The 21,592-nt window shown below is 64.2% G+C and carries 18 protein-coding genes and 1 pseudogene; 8 read left to right on the top strand and 11 right to left on the bottom strand.

From position 1 onward, the window contains the following. Positions 1 to 286: 286 nt before the first annotated feature. From mnmE to ABIB78_RS24825, 5 genes are all read left to right on the top strand, one after another. Positions 287 to 1,612 carry a tRNA uridine-5-carboxymethylaminomethyl(34) synthesis GTPase MnmE gene (gene mnmE / locus ABIB78_RS24845; protein WP_429029218.1) on the top strand — a complete coding sequence of 442 codons (1,326 nt, stop codon included), beginning with the start codon at positions 287 to 289 and terminating at the stop codon, positions 1,610 to 1,612. Between the two features lie 230 nt (positions 1,613 to 1,842). Continuing rightward, positions 1,843 to 3,729, top strand: coding sequence for a tRNA uridine-5-carboxymethylaminomethyl(34) synthesis enzyme MnmG (gene mnmG / locus ABIB78_RS24840; protein WP_429029217.1), 1,887 nt, complete (start codon positions 1,843 to 1,845; stop codon positions 3,727 to 3,729). A 127-nt stretch (positions 3,730 to 3,856) separates the two neighbouring features. Further along, a complete protein-coding gene (gene rsmG, locus ABIB78_RS24835; protein WP_429029216.1) occupies positions 3,857 to 4,522 on the top strand; it encodes a 16S rRNA (guanine(527)-N(7))-methyltransferase RsmG in 666 nt (221 codons plus the stop codon). Between the two features lie 31 nt (positions 4,523 to 4,553). Next, positions 4,554 to 5,405 (top strand): ParA family protein, encoded by an 852-nt coding sequence (locus tag ABIB78_RS24830; RefSeq protein ID WP_429029215.1) that lies wholly within the window; start codon positions 4,554 to 4,556, stop codon positions 5,403 to 5,405. Positions 5,406 to 5,546: 141 nt separating this feature from the next. Further along, positions 5,547 to 6,437, top strand: a complete 891-nt coding sequence (locus ABIB78_RS24825; protein ID WP_429029214.1) for a ParB/RepB/Spo0J family partition protein — start codon at positions 5,547 to 5,549, stop codon at positions 6,435 to 6,437. A 157-nt stretch (positions 6,438 to 6,594) separates the two neighbouring features. Here ABIB78_RS24825 and holA read toward each other — a convergent pair whose 3' ends face one another. The 7 genes from holA to pheS form a co-directional block, all read right to left on the bottom strand. Further along, entirely contained in the window at positions 6,595 to 7,626 is a 1,032-nt protein-coding gene (holA, locus tag ABIB78_RS24820) for a DNA polymerase III subunit delta (protein WP_429029213.1), read from the bottom strand. A gap of 8 nt (positions 7,627 to 7,634) precedes the next feature. Then, positions 7,635 to 8,192 carry an LPS assembly lipoprotein LptE gene (lptE, locus tag ABIB78_RS24815; RefSeq protein WP_429029212.1) on the bottom strand — a complete coding sequence of 186 codons (558 nt, stop codon included), beginning with the start codon at positions 8,190 to 8,192 and terminating at the stop codon, positions 7,635 to 7,637. After that, entirely contained in the window at positions 8,179 to 10,803 is a 2,625-nt protein-coding gene (gene leuS, locus ABIB78_RS24810) for a leucine--tRNA ligase (RefSeq protein WP_429029211.1), read from the bottom strand. The genes lptE and leuS overlap by 14 nt, the downstream gene beginning before the upstream one ends. A gap of 438 nt (positions 10,804 to 11,241) precedes the next feature. Next, positions 11,242 to 12,186: an MBL fold metallo-hydrolase gene (locus tag ABIB78_RS24805; protein WP_429029210.1), complete on the bottom strand. Its 945-nt coding sequence runs from the start codon at positions 12,184 to 12,186 to the stop codon at positions 11,242 to 11,244. A gap of 39 nt (positions 12,187 to 12,225) precedes the next feature. Beyond that, a complete protein-coding gene (locus tag ABIB78_RS24800; protein ID WP_429029209.1) occupies positions 12,226 to 13,002 on the bottom strand; it encodes a sulfite exporter TauE/SafE family protein in 777 nt (258 codons plus the stop codon). Positions 13,003 to 13,184: 182 nt separating this feature from the next. Beyond that, entirely contained in the window at positions 13,185 to 15,593 is a 2,409-nt protein-coding gene (gene pheT / locus ABIB78_RS24795) for a phenylalanine--tRNA ligase subunit beta (RefSeq protein ID WP_429029208.1), read from the bottom strand. A 123-nt stretch (positions 15,594 to 15,716) separates the two neighbouring features. Beyond that, on the bottom strand, positions 15,717 to 16,799 hold the full coding sequence (gene pheS / locus ABIB78_RS24790; protein WP_429029207.1) for a phenylalanine--tRNA ligase subunit alpha: 1,083 nt from the start codon (positions 16,797 to 16,799) through the stop codon (positions 15,717 to 15,719). Between the two features lie 218 nt (positions 16,800 to 17,017). Between pheS and ABIB78_RS24785 the strand changes: the two genes are divergently transcribed. Continuing rightward, entirely contained in the window at positions 17,018 to 17,428 is a 411-nt protein-coding gene (locus ABIB78_RS24785; RefSeq protein ID WP_429029206.1) for a hypothetical protein, read from the top strand. Positions 17,429 to 17,443: 15 nt separating this feature from the next. Here ABIB78_RS24785 and rplT read toward each other — a convergent pair whose 3' ends face one another. The 3 genes from rplT to infC all read right to left on the bottom strand — a co-directional run bounded on the left by rplT (position 17,444) and on the right by infC (position 18,998). Then, positions 17,444 to 17,803 (bottom strand): 50S ribosomal protein L20, encoded by a 360-nt coding sequence (rplT, locus tag ABIB78_RS24780; protein ID WP_429029205.1) that lies wholly within the window; start codon positions 17,801 to 17,803, stop codon positions 17,444 to 17,446. A gap of 79 nt (positions 17,804 to 17,882) precedes the next feature. Continuing rightward, entirely contained in the window at positions 17,883 to 18,083 is a 201-nt protein-coding gene (gene rpmI, locus ABIB78_RS24775; RefSeq protein WP_008539890.1) for a 50S ribosomal protein L35, read from the bottom strand. 375 nt (positions 18,084 to 18,458) lie between these two features. Then, positions 18,459 to 18,998 (bottom strand): translation initiation factor IF-3, encoded by a 540-nt coding sequence (infC, locus tag ABIB78_RS24770; RefSeq protein WP_092126381.1) that lies wholly within the window; start codon positions 18,996 to 18,998, stop codon positions 18,459 to 18,461. A gap of 228 nt (positions 18,999 to 19,226) precedes the next feature. Between infC and ABIB78_RS24765 the strand changes: the two genes are divergently transcribed. Together ABIB78_RS24765 and ABIB78_RS24760 are read left to right on the top strand one after the other, a co-directional pair. After that, the gene (locus ABIB78_RS24765) at positions 19,227 to 20,054 is read left to right on the top strand and encodes an alpha/beta hydrolase (protein ID WP_429029204.1); all 828 of its coding nucleotides are present in this window, start codon (positions 19,227 to 19,229) and stop codon (positions 20,052 to 20,054) included. 142 nt (positions 20,055 to 20,196) lie between these two features. Further along, complete coding sequence (locus tag ABIB78_RS24760; RefSeq protein ID WP_429029203.1) at positions 20,197 to 20,667, top strand: nuclear transport factor 2 family protein; 471 nt, start codon at positions 20,197 to 20,199, stop codon at positions 20,665 to 20,667. A gap of 100 nt (positions 20,668 to 20,767) precedes the next feature. On the opposite strand, the pseudogene ABIB78_RS24755 reads toward ABIB78_RS24760, so the two are convergent. Then, a pseudogene (locus ABIB78_RS24755) lies at positions 20,768 to 21,566 on the bottom strand (acyl-CoA thioesterase domain-containing protein). Positions 21,567 to 21,592: the final 26 nt, after the last annotated feature.

The following is a 21,592-nucleotide window of genomic DNA, read 5'->3' as shown; positions in this document are numbered from 1 at the left end:
AAAGGAGAGGGCGCTCCGCACAAGCGGGGCGCTTTTTTCATGCTGCGGATTTGCTGCAGCAGAGTACAGCATGAATAAAAATGGTTGGGCTTACGAATATTCACATAACTATCTGATGTAGCTTATATTTGTATCTTAGGGCTGCGTCCCAGGACGACATTGGTGCAACAAAATTGCTGCGCGGTTGCCGCAACGAAACTCGGTTATGCTGCGCCGCAGCATTTTACGGTATGGCGCGATACCGAAGCAGCATTGCCTTTGCCGATTTGCTGGGAAGAAATAGGCGATGCATCCGCGCGACCAAACCATCTTCGCGTTGTCCTCAGGACGGCCACCAAGTGCGATCGCCATCGTCAGGCTGTCTGGCCCAATGGCCGAGTCGGTCGTCTCGAGCCTGACCGGCAAGACGCCGGTGCCGCGGATGGCGACCCTGGCGTTGCTCCACGACTCGAACCACCAGCCAATCGATGACGCGGTTGTGCTGTGGCTTCCAGGCCCGGCAAGTGCGACCGGCGAGGACGTCGCTGAATTTCATGTCCATGGCGGGCGCGCGGTGCTGTCGGCGATGTTCGATGCGATCGCGGCGTTCGACGATGTGCGGCCGGCCGAACCCGGCGAATTCACGCGGCGGGCATTCGAGAACGGCAAGCTCGACCTGACCGAGGCCGAGGGCCTCGACGATCTGATCCATGCCGATACCGACCGCCAGCGGCGCCAGGCGCTGCGCCAACTGAAGGGGTTGCTCGGCGATCGTGCGCGTGACTGGCGCGAGCGGATCATCGCGGCGTCGGCGTTGATCGAGGCCGGCATCGATTTCTCGGATGAAGGCGATGTACCGGCAGAGCTGATGGTGCCGGCGCTCGAGCGGATCCGGGCGCTGCATGACGAGATCAAGGAAGTCCTAGCGGGGCAGGGCCAAAGTGAACGGCTGCGTGACGGCCTGGTGGTCGCGATCGCGGGTCCGCCGAATGTCGGCAAATCGACCCTGATCAATCAGCTTGCCAAGCGCGAGGTCGCGATCGTCTCGCCGCACGCCGGCACGACACGCGACGTGATCGAGGTGCAGCTCGATCTCGACGGTTATCCCGTCACGGTCATCGATACCGCCGGCATCCGCGAGACCGACGACCCGGTCGAGAAGGAAGGCGTCCGCCGCGCCCGGGCTCGCGCCGCGGAGGCCGACCTCGTGCTGTGGCTGGCCGACAGCGGCGAGGCAAAAGCCGGACATGGTGGTGCGACGCCAACCTGGCTGGTTCGGAATAAGATCGATCTCGTCAGAACGCCGGCGGGTGAGGGCGGCAGTCATCCCGAATTCAGGATCTCGGCGGCCCGCGGCGACGGCCTCTCCGAGCTGATCGCGGCACTGGTCGGTTTCGCTCACGACTATTTTGGAACCAGCGAAGGCGGCTTGATCAGCCGGACCCGGCAACGCGGTCTGCTGCAGGAGACCGTTGAATCCCTTCAGCGCAGCCTCGATGTGGTCGCGCAGGGCGAGGAACTGGCGGCGGAGGAACTGCGCAGGGCGGCCTACGCACTTGGCCGTCTGCTCGGTCGGGTCGATGTCGAGGACATCCTGGACGTCATCTTCCGCGAATTCTGCGTCGGGAAGTAGCCAGATCCGGATTTCATCTGTTTCACGTGAAACATGGTTTCGAGCTGGTTAAGACCCGGGCCGTTTCACGTGAAACAGTTGGTGCCGCGCGACAGCGTTGTTTCACGTGAAGCAGCTGTCATTGCGAGCGAAGCCAGGCGATCCATATCTCGCTTGGCTGGTTGGGTTTCAGACAGTCGATCGCAACTTCGTTCTTCCGGCCTTCATCACTCCGCGATAGAAGTCCCGCCATGACTTCCAAGGCAGACTCTTTTGACGTCATCGTCATCGGCGGCGGCCACGCCGGCTGCGAGGCCGCGAGCGCGGCTGCGCGGATTGGCGCAAGGACGGCCTTGGTGACCCATCGTTTCGCGACCATCGGCGCGATGTCGTGCAATCCCGCCATCGGCGGGCTCGGCAAGGGCCATCTGGTCCGCGAAGTCGACGCGTTGGACGGTTTGATGGGTCGAGTTGCCGACGCGGGCGGCATCCAGTTTCGGATGCTCAATCGCCGGAAGGGCCCGGCGGTCCGTGGCCCCCGTGCCCAGGCCGACCGCAAGCTCTATGCGACGGCTGTGCAGGCCGCGATCACCGAGACCGCGAACCTTAGCGTCATCGAAGGTGAGGCGGACGAGTTGATCGTCATTGATGGGCGCGTGACCGGCATTCGCCTCGGCAATGGCCGCCGTGAGCTCGCTGCTGGTGCAGTTGTGATCACGACCGGGACCTTTCTGCGCGGTTTGATCCATCTCGGCGAGAAGAACTGGCCGGCCGGCAGGGTCGGCGAAGCGCCGGCCATGGGATTGTCTGCCTCGTTCGAGCGGGCAGGTTTTGTGCTCGGCCGGCTCAAGACCGGGACGCCACCTCGCATCGACGGCAACACGATCGACTGGTCGGCTGTCGAAATGCAGCCCGGAGATGATCCACCGGAGCCGTTTTCGGTCATGACGGACCGGATCACGATCCCGCAGATCCAGTGCGGGATTACCCGGACCACACCGGCGACCCATGAGGTGATCCGGGCCAATGTGCATCGCTCGCCGATGTATTCCGGCCAGATCAAGAGCTCCGGACCGCGCTATTGCCCCTCGATCGAGGACAAGATCGTCCGCTTTGGCGACCGCGACGGCCATCAGATCTTCTTGGAGCCGGAAGGGCTCGATGACAGCACGGTCTATCCCAACGGCATCTCCACCTCGCTGCCGGAAGAAGTCCAGCTGGCGATCCTTGCCAGTATCCCTGGTCTCGAGCGGGTGAAGATGGTCCGGCCGGGCTATGCGATCGAGTATGACCACGTCGATCCGCGGGAGCTCGATCCGACCTTGCAGACCAAGCGCCTGCGCGGGCTTTTCCTGGCCGGCCAGATCAATGGCACCACCGGCTACGAAGAAGCCGCGGGGCAGGGCATTGTTGCCGGGCTTAATGCCGCTCTTGCTGCCAGCGGTGCCGACCCGATCGTATTCGACCGCGCCGATGGTTATCTCGGGGTGATGATCGATGACCTCGTGACCCGCGGGATCACCGAGCCCTATCGCATGTTCACCTCGCGCGCCGAGTATCGACTGACGCTACGGGCTGATAATGCCGACCAGCGGCTGACCGACAAGGGGATTGCGCTCGGATGCGTCGGAACGGCGCGCGTGGCGCGCCATCGGACCAAGATGGCGGCGTTGGACGCAGCCAAGACCCTGGCGAAGTCGCTTGCGATCACGCCGAATGAGGCCGCCAAGCACGGGCTCGCGCTCAATCGCGACGGTCATCGCCGCTCCGCCTTCGAGCTGCTGGCCTATCCGGAGATCGAGTGGTCGGCGGTCCGGGCGATCTGGCCGGAGCTATCGGCCATTGACCCTGTTATCGCCGTGCATCTCGAGATCGATGCCAAATACGACGTCTATCTGAAGCGCCAGACCGCCGATGTCGACGCCTTCCGACGCGATGAGGGCCTGGTCCTGACTGATGTCGACTATGCCGATGTGCCCGGTCTCTCGAATGAAGCGCGCGTCAAGCTGCAGAGGGCGCAGCCGCGGACGGTCGGGCAGGCCGGCCGGATCGATGGCATGACGCCGGCGGCATTGGGTATCCTGGCCGCCTATCTGCGGCGTGAGGCGCGGCGGAAATCGGCCAAGGCGAGCGCCTGACGTTTCACGTGAAACGCGAGGGCTGAGCGCCTATCTTTTGCGAGGCGGAAGCGACCAGCAAATCTCTTCGCTGCCGGACTTCGCCACGGTTACTTCCCATCGTCAGACGGCACGACCTCGCACCCAAATGGCTCCAGCTCCCCAATCCGCCGAACTCAACGTTTCCGCCAAGGACAAGTCCGCCGCGCTCGCGCTGACCTCTGTTTCACGTGAAACAGAGGCGCGACTCGATCGCTACGTCGCCCTCCTCCTGGAGTGGCAGGCCAAAACCAACCTCGTCGCGCCATCCACGTTGCCGAACCTTTGGACGCGCCATGTCTCAGACTCGCTGCAACTTCTGAGCCTCGCGTCGACGGCGAAGTCTTGGGTCGATCTCGGCAGCGGCGGCGGTTTTCCGGGCGTCGTGCTGGCCTGCGCACTGGCCGAGACGCCCGGCGCACAGATCCATCTGGTTGAACGAATCGCCAAGAAGGCCGCATTCTTGCGCGAGGCGATTCGGGTGACGGCGTCTCCCGGGACGGTACATCTGGCTGATATCGGGGATATTGTGGATAGAATCGCAGGCCCCATCGATTGCGTCACCGCGCGGGCGCTGGCTCCGCTACATCAACTGATCGGCTTTGCGGAGCCGTGGGTCAAAAAGGGCGCCAAAGCGCTGTTTTTGAAGGGCCAAGATGTAGAGGCTGAATTGACCGAGGCCACTAAATATTGGAATATTGAACCAAAGTTGCATTCCAGCCGGACCGGCGGACAGGGCTGGATCGTCGAACTCGGGTCAATCGAGCGGCGTTAGAGCATTCCGCGAGAGCAAATGGTATTTTGGTATGACTGTGATGGACGAGGTTTATCAAGAGGATAAGGCGTCCCAGCCGCCTGGCCATCCGCGCATCCTGTCGCTCGCCAATCAGAAGGGCGGCGTCGGCAAGACCACCACAGCGATCAATCTTGGCACCGCGCTCGCTGCGATTGGCGAGCGTGTCTTGATCGTCGATCTCGATCCGCAGGGCAACGCCTCGACCGGGCTCGGCATTGATCGCCGCAACCGCAGCTGCTCGACCTACGACGTCCTGATCGGCGAAGCGCCGCTGCGTGATGCCGTGGTCGCGACCGCCGTGCCGCGGCTGCATATCGCAGCCTCCACCATGGACCTCTCCGGCCTCGAACTCGAGCTTGGCACCACGCCGGGCCGCGCGTTCCGGCTGCGCGACGCGATCGCTGGGTTGAACAACAACGTCTCGCCGGAAGCCGACTACACCTATGTGCTGATCGACTGCCCGCCCTCGCTCAATCTGCTCACCGTGAATGCGATGGCGGCGTCGGACGCGATCCTGGTGCCGCTGCAATGCGAGTTCTTCGCGCTCGAAGGTCTGTCGCAGTTGCTGCAGACCGTGGAGCAGGTGCGCTCGACGCTCAATCCGACCCTGTCGATCCACGGCATCGTGCTGACCATGTTCGACTCGCGCAACAATCTCTCCAACCAGGTCGTTGCCGACGTACGCCAGTTCATGGGCAACAAGGTGTACGACACCATGATCCCGCGCAACGTGCGCATCTCGGAAGCGCCGTCCTACGGCAAGCCGGTCTTGGTCTACGATCTCAAATGCGCCGGCAGCGATGCGTATCTCAAGCTCGCCACCGAAGTGATCCAGCGCGAGCGCGAGCTGCGCACGCCTTGACGATGCGGTCGATGGGTGGAGCGAAGCGAACCCCGTCGCGGCACGCAACGAGAGTGATGGGTTTCGCTGCGCGCGACCCATCCGACGATTCTGAAATTCAAGTCTGGAGTACTGCGTGTGAATCCAAGGGAGCTCGCAACTATGGCCGATGAAGCGCGTTCGCGACTGGGGCGCGGGCTGGCAAGCCTGATCGGAGATGTCGGCGGCGAGGCTGCCGCGCATGTCGAGCGGCCGCGCACGCAGCGCAAGGTGCCGATCGAATTCCTCAAGGCCAACCCGCGCAATCCGCGACGCAGCTTCGCCGATACCGAGCTCAGCGAGCTTGCCGATTCGATTCGGCAGCGCGGCGTGATCCAACCGATCGTGGTACGCGCGATCAAGGGCGCGCAGGACCGCTACGAGATCATCGCCGGCGAGCGCCGCTGGCGTGCCTCGCAACTCGCCGGGCTGCACGAAGTGCCGATCGTGCCGGTCGAGGTCAGCGATTCCGACGCGCTCGAGATCATGATCATCGAGAACGTCCAGCGCGAAGACCTCAACGCGATGGAAGAGGCGCTGGGCTATCACGCGCTCGCCGATGAGTTCAAACGCAGCCAGGAAGACATCGCCAAGACCGTCGGCAAGAGCCGCAGCCACGTCGCCAACATGATGCGGTTGACCAGACTGCCTGCCGAGGTGCAGGCGCTGATCTCGAAGGGTGATCTCTCCGCCGGCCACGCCCGCGCGCTGATCGGCGTGCCGGATCCGCTTGCCGCGGCCAAGCGCATCGTCGCCGAAGGCCTCAACGTCCGCCAGACGGAGGCGCTGGCGCATGAGGAGGGCGTGCCGGAGCGCAAGCCGCAGAAGGCGCGCAGTGGCAGCGCCGCCAAGGTCGACAAGGATGCCGATACGCTGGCGCTGGAGAAGCGCGTCAGCGATGCGCTCGGTCTTGCCGTCACCGTCAGCCATCGCGATCCCGGCGGCACCGTCCAGATCAGCTATCGCAACCTCGAGCAGCTCGACGAGGTGGTGCGGCGGCTGGAAGGCGGTTAGTTCTTCAGACATCTCTCCACGTCATTGCGAGCGTAAGCGAAGCAATCCATCTCTCTGCATGCGCGGAGCGATGGATTGCTTCGTCGCGTCAGCGCAAAATCTGCTTTGCAATTTTGTCGCGAGCTCCTCGCAATGACGATCGCTCCAATGTTTCGTCTCACCCCCGCCGCTTCGCATTCGCCGCGATCGAGAGCAGCGCGCGCTGTGCGATCACGGCGGCGAGCGAGGCCTGCTTGCGCATGTCGAGCGCGGCGGTCGCGAGCTGCTCGATCACGTTCACCAGCCGCGGCGGAGTGAAATTGCGCAGCGCGATCTCGACGGCAGGTTTGCGCGAGAAATGCAGCCGCGGAAATCCGCCTTCGAGCACGGCTGAGGCCGGCGTGCCGTCGGCGATCGCCAGCGCCGATTTGTGCAGCCACGCCGCCTGGCGCTGCGCAGCTGAGATGATCACGCCAGGATAGGTGCCGGCGACCATTGCTTTAGTGAACTCGCTTTCCACCAGCGCGGCGTTGCCGGCGAAGGCGCCGTCGATGATCGGATCGAGCTTCAGCTCTGAGGCGTCGGAGACCACGGTCATCACGTCGTCGAGCGTGATCTCGCCCTTGCCATGCGCGAACAGTGCAAGCTTGCGCAGCTCGTTGCGCGAGGCCATGCGGTCGCCGCCGAGCAGCGACATCAGCACCGCGCGCGCGTCGCCGGCCAGCCGTAGGTTGGAAACCCGCAGTTCGTCCTCGATCAGTTTTGCGAGGTCGCGTTCGGTGTCCGGATAGCAGCCGATCGCCACCGCATTTTTCGCGCGCTCGCAGATCTTGCGCAGCGGCGATTCCGGCCTGAGCTCGCCGGCCTCGATCACGATGCGGCAATCCTTCAGCGCGGCGGTCTCGGTCAGCGTCTCGACGCCGCTTGCGAAATTGCGCGAGCCGGCACGGACGCGGATGGCACGGCGGCCGCCGAACAGCGGCACCGTCATGGCTTCATCGACCAGCCGCGACGGTTCGGCAGCGAGCTCGTCGCCATCGAGCCGCACCAGTGAGAACGGATCGTTGGGATCGTCGACGGCGGATGCCATCAGGGCGTCGGCGCGCTCGCGCACCAGACCCAGGTCCGGGCCGTAAAGCAAGATGATCGGGCGACCGGCGTCAGGCCGGGCGAGGAAGCTGTCGATCTCTTTTCCGCGAAGTGCGACCAATGCGGCGATCAGGTTCCAGCAGAGAAGAAGGAGGCGAGCCGGGTCTGGATGTTGTCGGCGATCTCCTGCGCGGCACGGTCCTCGGCGTCGCGGAGGGCGCGGGTACGGGCGAAGCGCTGGTAGGAGCCCGGCATGTCATAGGACACGCGCGAGAAGGTGGTGCCGGTCATGACAGACTTGTTCGAGGCGATCTCGACCAGGTTGAACTGGGCGTCGATGCCGTAGTTCTCGCTGGTCGGCAACGCCGTGGTCGGATCAATCATCAGCGAGGAGCGGCTGGTATTGAAGCGCAGCACCAGCCGGTGCGTCGGCGGTGCGCCGGTGGCGGTGCCGTAGAGCTTGAAGGCCAGCGCGTTGCGGACCTCGACGCCGACCCGGGCCTCGCGGGAAGCATTCGCCTTGTCGACCGGCGGAACCTCGACGCCCATCAGCTTTTCGCGCAAGGCCGACGATGAGCCGTCGAGGGTGCGCTCGGCATACATCGGCTGGAAGCATCCGGCCGTCAGCGCGGCCAAGGCAGCCACGGCCACGAGCCGGGCGGCGATCCTGATCCTAGCCGACAACATTGACGATCCTCATGGGCACCACGATCACCTTGCGGACGGGTTTGCCGCCCAAGGCGGCTTTTACCGCATCGAGCGTCAAAACGGCAGCCTCTATATCCGCATTTTGCGCCGTCCGTGGCACGGTAACATCACCTCGTTTTTTACCGTTGACCTGGACGACCAGGGTCACGCTGTCTTCGACCAGCAAATCGCGTTCGATTTGCGGCCAATCGGCCTCGGAAACCAGGCCTTCCCGGCCCAGAACCACCCAGCACTCCTCGGCCAGGTGCGGCATCATCGGCGAGAACAGCTGGACCAGGATGGTCGCGGCCTCCTTGACGGTCCAGGCGACATCGGGCGCCGGGTTGTCGCCTTTGGCCAGCACCTCGGACAGCGCATTGGCGAACTCGCGGATATGGGCGAGGCAGACGTTGAAATGCAGCCGCTCGATCCCGGACGACACCTTGTCGAGCGCGCCATGGGCCGCCTTGCGCAGCGCCAGCGCCTCGGGACCGAAATTGGCCGGCCGGGGCGCCGGCGCCACCTTGGCAATCTCGGCCGATTCGTTCACCAGCCGCCACAGCCGCTGCACGAAGCGCGAGGCGCCCTGCACGCGCTCGTCGCTCCAGATCACGTCGCGATCCGGCGGCGAGTCCGACAGCATGAACCAGCGCGCGACGTCGGCGCCGTAGCTCGCGATGATATCGTCGGGGTCGACGGTGTTCTTCTTCGACTTCGACATTTTCTCGATCGGGCCGATCGCGACGTCTTCGCCGGTCGCCATCAGCACCGCGCGGCGGCTGTTGCCGCCGACCTCGATCTTCACTTCGGCCGGCGTCACCCAGGAGCCGTCGGCCTTCTGGTAGGTCTCGTGCACCACCATGCCCTGGGTGAACATGCCGGCGAACGGCTCACTCATGTCGATGTGGCCGGTCGCCTGCATCGCGCGGGTGAAGAAGCGGCTGTAGAGCAGATGCAGGATCGCGTGCTCGACGCCGCCGATATACTGGTCGACCGGCATCATCCGGTTGGCGACCGCGGGCGTGGTCGGCGCGGTCTTGTTCCATGGATCGGTGAAACGCGCGAAATACCAGGACGAGTCCACGAAGGTGTCCATCGTGTCGGTTTCGCGCACCGCCTTGCCGCCGCATTGCGGGCAGGTGACGTGCTTCCAGGTTGGATGATGGTCGAGCGCGTTGCCCGGTCTGTCGAAGCTGACATCCTCCGGCAGCGTCACCGGCAGCTGGTCGTCGGGCACCGGCACCACGTCGCATGTGGGGCAGTGGATCACCGGGATTGGGCAGCCCCAATAGCGCTGGCGCGAAATGCCCCAGTCGCGCAGCCGGAAGTTCACCTGCCGTTCGCCGACCGGAGTGTTGCCGCGCAATTCGCTCTCGAGGCGCTTGGCAACGTCTTCCTTCGCCTCTTCGATCGTCATGCCGTCCAGGAAGCGCGAATTGATCATGCGGCCGTCGCCGTCATAGGCGGTGTCGGTGATGACGAACGTCTTCGGGTCCTGGCCCTCGGGGCAGACCACCGGCGTGTTGCCGAGATTGTACTTGTTGACGAAGTCGAGGTCGCGCTGGTCATGCGCCGGGCAGCCGAAGATCGCGCCGGTGCCGTATTCCATCAGCACGAAGTTCGCGACATAGACCGGCAGCTTCCAGTTCGGATCGAACGGATGCACCGCCTTGATGCCGGTGTCGAAACCCTGCTTTTCGGCGGTGTCGATGATCGACTGCGCGGTGCCGATCTTCTTGATGTCGGCGATGAACTCGGCGAGATCAGGGTTCTTCGCGGCAGCCGCCTGCGCCAGCGGATGATCCGCCGAGATCGCCATGAACTTAGCGCCGAACAGCGTGTCCGGCCGCGTGGTGAAGATCTTCAACTCGCTCTCGCCGGCCGGCGTGGTCGCCGGATCAAGCGCAAAGCGGATCAACAAGCCTTCGGAGCGGCCGATCCAGTTGCGCTGCATCAACCGCACCTTGTCGGGCCAGCGGTCCAGACCGTCCAGCGCCTCCAGCAGCTCCTGCGCGTATTTCGTGATTTTGAAGACCCACTGGCTCATTTCCCGCTGCTCGACGACAGCGCCCGAGCGCCAGCCGCGGCCGTCGATCACCTGCTCGTTGGCGAGCACGGTCATGTCGACCGGGTCCCAGTTCAGCTTGCGCTTTTCGCGCTCGGCGAGACCGGCGCGCAGCATGTCCAGGAACATCTTCTGCTGATGCTTGTAGTAGCTGGGGTCGCAGGTCGCGAATTCGCGTGCCCAGTCGAGCGACAGCCCGATCGACTTGAGCTGCTTCTTCATCGCGGCGATGTTGTCGTAGGTCCAGGCCTTGGGCGCCACCTTGCGCTCGATTGCGGCATTCTCCGCCGGCAGGCCGAACGCGTCCCAACCCATCGGATGCAGCACGTTGTAGCCCCTGGCGCGCATGAAGCGGGCCAGCACGTCGCCGAGCGTGTAGTTGCGGACATGGCCGATATGGATGCGCCCGGACGGATAGGGGAACATCTCGAGCACGTAGTATTTCGGTCGCGGATCGTCGTTCTTGGAGGCGAAGATCGCCTTTTCGTCCCACAGGCGTTGCCAGCGGGGTTCAGATTCACGGGCGTTGTAGCGTTCGGCGGTCATGAAATCGCAAGAATTCTGGGTGGCTTTTGGGTGATTTTCGGGTCCCGTTCGGGGACGGCGGACTAGGCCACAAAAGCGCCTGCGGGGTCAACGGCTTGGGGCCTGCCAAATGGTCATGGCCTACCGCTGCTGAAGGTGAGGGAAGGGGCGGGCCGACGGTCACAGCGGGCACCCGGTCCGGAACCCGACCGGTGTCGTCACCCGCGAAAGCGGGTGACCCAGTACGCCGCGGCCCATCGGCTCAATAGCGGCTCCTCTGGAATACTGGGTCGCCCCGTCACGCCGGGCGATGACAGCGTCATATGGAGCACGATTTCGCGTTCTCGCGACATGATTTTGTCCGAGTCTTGCCTGTCGTTTCGCCGCTCTCTCCTCCCGTCATTCCGGGCTCGTGCTACACACGCCCCGGAATGACGCCGGATGGAGCCGGTCGCTCCCTCACACCGGCAGCTTCAGCTCCATCAGATCCTTGGCCACCACGATCCGGCCCTTGAAATTCGTCTTCACGTCCCGGGTCCAGTCATCGTCGGTGACGGTGGGGTCGTCGCCGGGCACGAAGTGGCTCAGCACCAGCGTCTTCACGCCGGCGGCAGCTGCGATGCGGCCGACGTCTTCGGTCGAGGTATGGCTGTCGAGCAGATGCTTCTTCAGCGTCGCGCCGTTCTTGGTCTTGGCAACCAGGCGATCGACCGCGGGAATGTAGAGGCATTCGTGCACCAGCACGTCGGCGCCCTTGGCGAACTCGGCGAGCTTCGGATTGTAGGCGGTGTCGCTGGAGAACACGATCGTGCCATCCGGCGTCTCGAACTTGTAGGCAAAGTTGTCCGTGATCGGCGGATGCGGCGTGCGGAACGCGGTGACAGTGACATCAGGCGTCTTCAGCACCACGCCGTCGTCGGTGATGTCTTTCGCAATCAGCAGCTTGCGCGGATCGGGCCGACCTTCGTCCTCGATCCGGGTCTCGACGTCGAACTTGTTCAGCTCCCAATATTCTTTTGTCATCGCCTCGATGCCCTTCGGACCGAACGAATGGATCGGCGTCGAGAGGCCCGCCGCCCACGCGTTGTAGAACAAATTGCCGTATTCCAGATTGTGATCGGAATGATGGTGGCTGATGAAGATGTACTTCACCGACGGGATCGGCACGCCGGCGTTGACCAGCTGCCGGCTGACGCCCATGCCGCAATCGATCACGAACGGCGTGTCGTTGACGACGACGAGATTAGCGGGGTTGGAGGCGCCGTTGCCGACGCGCGGGCCGCCCTTGGTGCCGAGGAATACGATGCGCGTGCGCGGCTTGGTGCCCTGCGCGCGCACTGTCGGCGCCGCGAGCATGGCAGCGCTGCCGAGCGCCAGTTTCAATGCATTGCGGCGATCGATCATGGTGTTCCTCCAGCGGTCTTCTTCTGAACCTTCGCGACCCTACCCGCCGCGCAAAATGCCATCAAGCGCCGGCAGGCCGACGATGACGGCAGCGGCGATCAGCGCGTAGCAGATCGCGCGAAATACCTGCTCGCTTGCCTTGCCGAACAGCGAGGCGCCGAACCAGACGCCGATGCCGTAGACCGGGCCGACGATCAGCGAGAACTTGACCGACTCGATCGTGATCAATCCGGTGAACCAGTAGCTGACCAGCGAGAAGAAATCCGAGGCGCCGAAGAACAGCACGATGTTGGCGCGCGAGACCACCGACGAGATCGGGCGTCCCAGCCAATAGGCGACGATCGGCGGGCCGCCGGTCTGGGCGAGGCCGCTGCAGAAGCCGGACAGGCCGCCGACGCCGATCGAGAGCGCGGCGTGATCCTTGCCGTGGTAGCGCCAGCCCGACAGCAGCAGTGCGAGTAGCGCCGCGACGAAGCAGGAGATGGTCCAGCGCGTGGTCACGGGCTCGAGCACGGTGAGGAAATAGGTGCCGATGGGAACGCCGACCAGCGCGCCGGCGACCATCACCGCGGTGGCCTTGCGGTCGGCGTGGGTCCAGGCGTTCGGCAGCAGCGGTGCCGCGGCGGCGAAGTCGATGATGAGCAAGAGCGCCGCCACCAGCCGCGGTCCCGCGACGCTGCTCGCGAGCGGCATGAAGATCAGCGCCGAGCCGAACCCGGAAAAGCCGCGCGCCGTGCCCGACACGAAAGCGATCGCGCAGATCGCAAGCGCGATACTGGTCGAGATGTCGGAGGGAATCAGCGAGAGGGAGGTCATGGGAGGCGTCTCTTACCTCGCCCCGCCTGCGGAGAGAGGTCGAAATTCAAGCACAGCTTGAATTTCGGGTGAGGGGGAGTCTCCGCAAAGCAACTATCACCGTACACGTGGAGAAAGCCCCTCACCCCAACCCTCTCCCCGTAAGAACGGGGCGAGGGAGCAATCCATCGTCTGCGTCGGCATCACGCCCGCAGCGTGCCGCCGGTCTTCTTGGTCACCTCGGCGACGACCTTGGCAGCCACGGCGTCGATCTCCTGGTCGGTCATGGTCTTCTCGCGCGGCTGGATCGTCACCGCGATCGCGATCGACTTCTTGTCGGGATCGATGCCCTTGCCCTCGTAGACGTCGAACACGGTCACGTCAGTGATCAGCTTCTTGTCGGCACTCTGCGCTGCGCGAACGAGATCGCCGGCCTTGACGCTGCGGTCGACGATGAAGGCGAAATCGCGTGACACCGGCTGGAACGCCGAGAGCTCCAGCACCGGCTTGGCGCGGGTCGCCCTCTGCTTGCCTTGCGGGATGCGCTCGAGGATCACCTCGAACACGATCATCGGACCATCGGCGCCGAGCGCCTCGGCGGCACGCGGATGCAGCTCGCCGAAGTATCCGAGCACGTTCTGCGGGCCGATCTGGATGGTCCCGGAGCGCCCCGGATGCAGCCACGCCGGACCGCCAGGGACGATCTGCAGCGCCTGCATTGGCGCGCCGGCGGCTGCCAGCACAGCAAAGGCGTCGGCCTTGGCATCCATCGCATCCGCCGTCGTCGAGCCGGTCCAGTGCCGCCCGATCCCCTGCGATGAGGCGTAGCCGTGGCGCACGCCGGAGGCGGCCACCAGCTGGTCCTCCGGGCGATCGCCGCGGAACACCTGGCCGACCTCGAACAGTGCGACATCGGGAGTGCCACGGTTGATGTTGGCCTGGGCGGCCGCGACGAGGCCGGGCAGCAGGCTCGGCCGCATGTCGGAGAGATCGGCCGCGATCGGGTTGGCGAGCACGAGCTCGCTCTGGCCGCCGCCGAACAGTTTTGCCGCGTCGTTGGTGATGAACGACCAGGTCACGGCCTCCACCATGCCGCGCGCGCCGAGCGCGCGCTTGGCGCGGCGGGTGCGCAGCTGCATCGACGTCAGCACCGGCTTACGCGGTTCCTCGCCGCGCTCGAACGGCGTCATCGGCACCTTGTCGACGCCGACGATGCGCACGATCTCCTCGACGATGTCGGCCTTGCCCTGCACGTCGGTGCGCCAAGACGGGACTGCGACCTTCACCACAGGGCCGTTGCCGGCCAGCATGAAGCCGAGCCGGGTCAGGATCAGCTTCACCTCGACCAGCGGCACCTCGATGCCGGCGAGGCGCTTGACCTCGCTGAGCGGGAAATCGATGACGCGGTCCTCGCCGAACTGCTTGCCGACTACGACGTTCTCGGACGGCGTGCCGCCGCATAGCTCCAGCACCAGCTTGGTCGCGAGCTCGAGCCCGGGCACCATGAAGGCCGGATCGACGCCGCGCTCGAAGCGGTAGCGCGCATCCGAATTGATGCCGAGCTTGCGGCCGGTCTGCGCGATGTTGATCTCGTTCCACAGCGCCGATTCGATCAGCACGTCGGTGGTGTTGTCGTCGCAGCCCGAGGCCTCGCCGCCCATGATGCCGGCGAGCGATTCGACGCCATGCTCATCGGCGATGACGCAGATGTTGCTGTCGAGCGTATAAGTGCGTCCGTCGAGCGCGAGCAGCGTCTCGCCATCTTTCGCGCGGCGTACGCTGAGGTTACCGTTCACCTTCCCGGCGTCGAACACGTGCAGCGGGCGCGCGCGGTCGTAGGTCATGAAGTTGGTGATGTCGACCAGCGCGTTGATCGGACGCAGGCCGATCGAGGTCAACCGCTTCTGCAGCCATTCCGGCGACGGGCCGTTCTTCACCCCGCGCACCAGCCGCAGCGCGAAGCCCGGGCACAGCGTGGCGTCTTCCACCTTGACCTGGACCGGGCAGGGGAATTCGCCCTTGATCGGCTTGATGCCGGGGTCCTTGAACTTGCCCATGTCGGCGGCGGAAAGGTCGCGCGCGATGCCATGCACGCCCGTGCAGTCCTGCCGGTTCGGCGTCAAATTGATCTCGATGGTGGGATCGCCGAGCCCGGCCCAGTCGGCATAGCCCTTGCCGAGCGGTGCGTCGGCCGGCAGCTCCATGATGCCGTCGTGGTCTTCGGAGATCTGCAATTCGGCCGCCGAGCACAGCATGCCGCGGCTCTCGACGCCGCGGATGGTGCCGACGCCGAGGGTGATGTCCTTGCCGGGAATGTAGGTGCCAGGCGGTGAGAACACGCTGATCAGCCCGGCGCGCGCATTCGGCGCGCCGCACACCACTTGCACCGGCGCGCCGCCGTCGCCGGTGTCGACCATGCAGACGCGCAGGCGGTCGGCATTCGGATGCTGCTCGGCCGAGATCACGCGCGCGATGGTGAACGGCGCCAGCGCCTTCGCCTTGTCCTCGATGTTCTCGACCTCGAGCCCGATCATGGTGAGCTTGTCGGCCAGCTTTTCCAGCGGCTCGTCGGTCTCGAGATGTTCCTTCAGCCAGGAGAGGGTGAACTTCACGGCCGCATGCCTCGGTTCTTGTTGGTGTTGACTAGATTATCTTGGTCGGTCTCTCCGTTCCCTCCCCGCTTGTGGGGGAGGGAACGGAGAGAGTCCCCGCGTGTGCTTATTCAAGTGCGTACATCACGTACTCAATCCTCCCGCAATCGTCGGGATGTCGAGCGGCTTGAAGCCGTAGTGGTTGAGCCAGCGGATGTCGTTCTCGAACAGCTGCCTGAGATCGGCGATGCCGTATTTCAGCATCGCGATGCGGTCGATGCCCATGCCCCAGGCGAAACCCTGGTAGACGTCGGGATCGATGCCGCAGGCGCGTAGCACGTTCGGGTGCACCATGCCGCAGCCGAGAATCTCCATCCAGTCCTCGCCCTCGCCGAAGCGGATCTCGCCCTTGTCGCGGCGGCATTGGATATCGACTTCGAGCGACGGCTCGGTGAACGGGAAGAACGACGGCCGGAACCGCATGTTGATGTGGTCGACCTCGAAGAACGCTTTGCAGAACTCGTGCAGGATCCATTTGAGGTGACCAAGATGCGAGCCCTTGTCGATCACGAGGCCCTCGACCTGGTGGAATTGCGGCGTGTGGGTCGCATCGGAGTCGATGCGATAGGTGCGGCCCGGGCAGATCACGCGGATCGGCGGCTTCTGGGTCAGCATCGTGCGCACCTGCACCGGCGAGGTGTGGGTGCGCAGCAGCATGCGCGAGCCATCCTCCTTCGGGTTGAAGAAGAAGGTGTCGTGCATCTCGCGGGCGGGATGGCCGATCGGGAAATTCAGCTTGGTGAAATTGTAGTCGTCGGTCTCGATATCGGGGCCTTCGGCGACTGCAAAACCCATGTCGGCGAAGATCGTGGTGAGCTCGTCCCACGCCTGGCTCAGCGGATGGATGCGGCCGGTCTCCGCCGGAGTCTCGCGCAGCGGCAGCGTGACGTCGATGGTCTCGGCGGCGAGGCGCGCATCGAGCGCGGCCTGCTTGAGCAGGTCGCGCTTTGCCGCGTGCGCCTGCGTCACCGCGTCCTTGGCGAGGTTGATCTTCGCGCCCTCGGTCTTGCGCTCCTCCGGCGACATCTTGCCGAGGGTGGCGAGCAAGGCCGAGATCGAGCCCTTCTTGCCGAGGGCTGAGACGCGCACCGCCTCGAGGGCGGCTTCGTCACCCGCTGAGGCGATCTGGTCGAGGATGGATTGTTCGAGCGTTGCGAGGTCGGACACGGTCAATTCCTGCGCTTGAGCGGAGCATGATCTGGTGGGAAAGACCGGTACGCGAACCGGTGCTCGCTCTTTCCGGACCATGCGCCAAAATTCGGCTGGGTTGTCGCCGCCCGAAGGCCGTAACGTCAAGCAAAAAGCCGGTCATTTCGGGCGCATGGCCGGCTGCATTGAACCCCACGCGGAGGCCGGGTTACCCAAGTGGAATAGGAGACTGTGCGATGCCCTTGCGATCCTGCCTGGCCGCCTTGGCCGCCATTGTGTCGATCACCGCCTCCCCGGCGCTGTCGGCCGTTTGCATGGACAAGTCCATGACGCAGGACGAGATCATCGACGCCATCAACGCCCAGAGCGGCTGCGGGGGCGCGATGAAGGTCTTTAGGGATTGCGAGTTCGGGGCGAGCGGCGACGTTCTGCTTGGCGCCGCCGTCGAGAAGAAGTGCGAGGCGGACTTCCTGTCTGGCCTCGGAGCATCGCAAAAGAAGGTCTATGCCGGCCAGCTCAAGCGCTGTGACGGCAAATACCGCAACGAGAGCGGCACGATGTACCGCTCGTTCACGGCGTTCTGCCGGGCGGAGGTCTCGCAGCGCTATTCGCAGAAGGCGCTGAAAGCGGGCCCGAAAGCCCGCTAGGATCGCCCGGCGGGATCAGGCAGCCAGCGCGGCCTTGGCCTTCTCGGCGATCGCCTGGAACGCAGCCGGCTCGGCGATGGCAAGATCCGACAGCACCTTGCGGTCGACGACGATGCCCGACTTGGAGAGGCCGTTGATAAACACGCTGTAGGTCATGCCGAACGGACGGACCGCGGCGTTGATGCGCTGGATCCAGAGCGCGCGGAAGGTGCGCTTCTTGCGCTTGCGGTCGCGGAAGGCGTACTGGCCGGCCTTTTCGACGGCCTGCTTGGCGGCGCGGATCGTGTTCTTGCGGCGGCCGTAATAGCCCTTGGCGGCCTTGTAGACTTTCTTGTGCTTGGCGTGAGAGGTCACACCGCGTTTGACGCGAGACATGACTGAAATCCTTGAGATCTAGAAGAGGTGACGGGCGGCCTCGCTTTGGTCGCGGGCCAGGTTCAAGCAGGTTTCGCGATCAGGCGTTCGGCAAGAAGTACTTCTTGACGTTGTCGCCGTCGGTCTTGAACAGCACCCGGGTGCCGCGGAGCTGACGGATCTGCTTCTTCGTCCGCTTGATCATGCCGTGGCGCTTGCCGCGCTGGGCGTGCATGACTTTGCCAGTGGCAGTCACCTTGAAGCGCTTTTTAGCGCCCGACTTGGTCTTCAACTTGGGCATTTAGCTCTCCTGTCGCACAGCACGAATATCGCCCGCAGAGGCGTTCGGCCGGCTAAAATGCTCGTTAGAGCGTTGAAAGTGCTGTGGTTTTTCCCGAATTGAAAGAACCTGCACTAAACGTCGCCACGGCAGCCCTTGATCAGCCGGGCGACGAAGGCCCGGCTTATGACAGAGGATCGGCGGTTTTGCAACGTTTGAAGCGGCAAATCGGGGCAGCGCACGGCTCAAATGCGAAACGGCCCGCCAGAGGTTCTGACGGGCTGTTCCATTTCAACAAAGCGACAAATTCGAACTCAAGCATGACCCGGAAAAGTGCAATGCGGTTTTCCGAAAAGGGTCATGCTCAAATAAGAAGCTAAAGCGCGTTCAAGCGCCTTAGCGCGGCGCCAGCACCATCACGACCTGGCGACCCTCGAACCTCGCGTCCTGCTCGACCTTGGCGAACTCGGCAACGTCGGCCTTCACCTTGTCCAAGAGCTTGGTGCCGATCTCCTGGTGCGCCATCTCACGACCGCGGTAGCGCAAGGTGATCTTGACCTTGTCGCCTTCCTCGAAGAAGCGCTGCATCGCGCGCATCTTCACGTCATAGTCGTGATCGTCGATCATCGGGCGGAGCTTGATCTCCTTGATCTCGACGACCTTCTGCTTCTTGCGGGCTTCGGCGGCCTTCTTCTGCGCGGAATATTTGTACTTGCCGTAGTCCATGATCTTGCAGACCGGAGGACTGACGTTCGGCGAAATTTCGACGAGGTCCATGCCGGCTTCCATGGCCATCTTGATGGCCACCATGGTTTCGACGGTGCCCTGGTTGACACCATCTGAATCAATCAGCTGGATCTGCGCGTTGCGAATCTCATCATTGGTGCGCGGCCCGTCTTTTGCGACTGTCGGCGGGGCTCTATTGGGACGGCGAATGGGTAACTCTCCAAAGTTGTGAAAGGGAAGGCGGATATTTTGAAGCAAGACGCTGCAACGGGCAAGCGAACTCGCCTTCTAAGCGGCAAAACCGCCAATTGCGAGGCATTTTGGCCACGCCCGGCACATATAGCGGGCGCATCGGCTCCGCAAGGCGGGACTTGCCGCCGTTGACCGGTGCCGTGCGACGATTGAAAAGCAGATGTCTGACACGCGAGTGACCGAACCATGAGCCAAACCCCCGCATCCGAGCCGGAACCCGCCTTCATCGAGGTCGGCGAGGTCAGTGGGGTTCGCCGGATCGCGGTGCGCGCCCGTGCCGGCGGTGGTCCGGGCAGCGCAAGTGGCGCGCCGGGCCTGTTCTGGCTCGGCGGCTTCAAGTCCGACATGGCCGGCACCAAGGCGATCGCGCTCCATGCGTGGGCTGCCGAGCATGGCCGCAGCTCGGTCAGGTTCGACTATTCCGGCCACGGCGAATCCGGCGGCGAATTCGCCGACGGCACGATCGGCCGCTGGCTCGAGGAGAGCGTCGCGGTGTTCTCGCAGTTCTGCAGCGGGCCGCAGGTCGTGATCGGCTCCTCGATGGGCGGTTGGATGGCGCTGCTTTTGGCGCGCGAGCTCGCCAGACGTGGCAGTGCTGGCGGGAACGGCAAAGCACAGCTCGCCGGCCTCGTGCTGATCGCGCCGGCGCCCGACTTCACCGAGGAATTGATGTGGAAGTCCTTCTCGCCGGAGATCCGCGCCGAGATCGAAACCAAAGGCATGTGGCTGCGACCATCAGACTATGGCGACGGCTCGCCCTATCCGATCACCCGCAATCTGATCGAGGAGGGCCGCAACCACCTCCTGCTCGGAAGCAAGATCGACGTCGGCTGCCCGGTGCGCATCCTGCAGGGCGCGCAGGATCCCGACGTGCCGTGGAAGCACGCGTTCGCGCTGGTGCACCGGCTGCCGGCCGACGACGTGGTGCTGACCATGATCCAGGACGGCGATCACCGGCTGTCGCGGCCACAGGACATCGCACGGATCATCGCCGCGGTAGCGGAGATCGGCTAAGGTTTCCCACCTTGCATGATGTCATCATCCGCGAAAGCGGATGATCCAGTACGCCGCGGCCTCTCGATTCAAGGCAATTGCTCTGGAATACTGGATGCCCCGCATGCGCGGGGCATGACAGAAGCGGTTGGGAGAGACGCCGATGGATACGACAACGATGCTGCGCGCGTTCTGCGACGCGGTCGAAGCGCGCGACGGCAAGGCCTTTGCAAGCCTCTTCACCGAGGACGGCGTCTACCACGATGTGTTCTACGGCGCGTTCGAGGGCCACACTGGGATCACCGAGATGATCGACGACTGGTTCTACCGGACCGCGACCGATTTCCGTTGGGTGATGCACGATCCCGTCAGCGACGGCGCAACGCTCTACGCGCGCTACACGTTCAGCTACCGCTCGACCTTGCCGGAAGCCAAAGGCGTCCGCGCGATGTTCGAGGGCGTCGCGATCATGCGGCTGCGCGACGGCAAGATCACCGAGTACCACGAGGTCGCCAACACCGCGCCGGCGTTCGTCGATTTGAACTTCGCGCCGGAGCGGATCGCCAAGATCGTCGGCAAGCAGGGCGCTGCGCTGAGGGCGCGGCCGGAGATGAAGCGGCATCTGGCCGAGTAATACGCCATCATTGCGAGGAGCGAAGCGACGAAGCAATCCATGCCGCCGCAAATCAGAAGATGGATTGCTTCGCTTCGCTCGCAATGACAACGGAGAGAACTTACGGCGGCGGCGGACTGGTCATCGGCTTGCGCTGTGCGAGCGCCGCCACGGTGGACGTGCCGATCGGGCCCTTCTCGTCATAGAGCCAGCATTCGCCGATCGCGATGCCGTCGGTGGCGTGATGGTTGACGACCTCGAAGCCGATCCAGTTGGTCACCGGCAAGCGGTGCAGATAGATCGTGACGTCGCTGTTGATGTAGCCGAGGCCCTGGTCGCCGGCGTTGGCGAAGGGGCTCGCGAAATCCGCGCCGGTCGCGACATGGACGAACGGCGTCATCTTCGCGCCCGCGACGAGCTCGCGCACCTCGCTCATCCAGAGCCGGCGCTCGCCGAGCGAACCCATGTGACCGACGATCGGTCGCGTCTCCCATTTGCCGTTCATGCCGAGCCTGGGATCGGCCGGCTTCGGAATGTCCACAGGCCGAGGCACCTGCCAGTTCGGCGGCGACCACACATTGCCCGGCGCATTTTCCGTTCTGCGTAACATCTGGCAGGAGGCACGCGCCATGCTGGTGCCGCCGGAGAAAAACTCGGCCTCGATCATCTTGATGCGGAGCCCCATCGCGCACCAGCCTCGTCGTCACCTCGATCGGTGTCGTGATGTTGGGCAGCCGAAACATGTCGACCGTCAGCCGCGCGGGGACGAAATCGTCGGAGCCGTGGCGCTCCTCGATGACGAAGGCGAGCAGGCCGATCACGACGCGGCCGTGCATCGATTCCGGGCTCCACGGTCCGTTCGCAACAGCCGTCGGCATGAAGCCGTCGCCGTGCCTGGTGAAGAAGGGCTGGTTTGTCATGGCCCGCGACCATGACGGGAACGGCG

This window comes from Bradyrhizobium sp. I1.14.4, assembly GCF_050435825.1.
Classification (GTDB): Bacteria; Pseudomonadota; Alphaproteobacteria; order Rhizobiales; family Xanthobacteraceae; genus Bradyrhizobium.
This window is presented reverse-complemented; position numbering and strand designations above follow the sequence as displayed.

Coding starts and splice junctions, on each gene's coding strand:
- mnmE (WP_429029218.1), top strand. CDS start 287: ATGCATCCGCGCGACCAAACCATCTTCGCGTTGTCCTCAGGACGGCCA.
- mnmG (WP_429029217.1), top strand. CDS start 1,843: ATGACTTCCAAGGCAGACTCTTTTGACGTCATCGTCATCGGCGGCGGC.
- rsmG (WP_429029216.1), top strand. CDS start 3,857: ATGGCTCCAGCTCCCCAATCCGCCGAACTCAACGTTTCCGCCAAGGAC.
- ABIB78_RS24830 (WP_429029215.1), top strand. CDS start 4,554: ATGACTGTGATGGACGAGGTTTATCAAGAGGATAAGGCGTCCCAGCCG.
- ABIB78_RS24825 (WP_429029214.1), top strand. CDS start 5,547: ATGGCCGATGAAGCGCGTTCGCGACTGGGGCGCGGGCTGGCAAGCCTG.
- lptE (WP_429029212.1), bottom strand. CDS start 8,192: ATGTTGTCGGCTAGGATCAGGATCGCCGCCCGGCTCGTGGCCGTGGCT.
- leuS (WP_429029211.1), bottom strand. CDS start 10,803: ATGACCGCCGAACGCTACAACGCCCGTGAATCTGAACCCCGCTGGCAA.
- ABIB78_RS24805 (WP_429029210.1), bottom strand. CDS start 12,186: ATGATCGATCGCCGCAATGCATTGAAACTGGCGCTCGGCAGCGCTGCC.
- ABIB78_RS24800 (WP_429029209.1), bottom strand. CDS start 13,002: ATGACCTCCCTCTCGCTGATTCCCTCCGACATCTCGACCAGTATCGCG.
- ABIB78_RS24785 (WP_429029206.1), top strand. CDS start 17,018: ATGCCCTTGCGATCCTGCCTGGCCGCCTTGGCCGCCATTGTGTCGATC.
- rplT (WP_429029205.1), bottom strand. CDS start 17,803: ATGTCTCGCGTCAAACGCGGTGTGACCTCTCACGCCAAGCACAAGAAA.
- rpmI (WP_008539890.1), bottom strand. CDS start 18,083: ATGCCCAAGTTGAAGACCAAGTCGGGCGCTAAAAAGCGCTTCAAGGTG.
- ABIB78_RS24765 (WP_429029204.1), top strand. CDS start 19,227: ATGAGCCAAACCCCCGCATCCGAGCCGGAACCCGCCTTCATCGAGGTC.
- ABIB78_RS24760 (WP_429029203.1), top strand. CDS start 20,197: ATGGATACGACAACGATGCTGCGCGCGTTCTGCGACGCGGTCGAAGCG.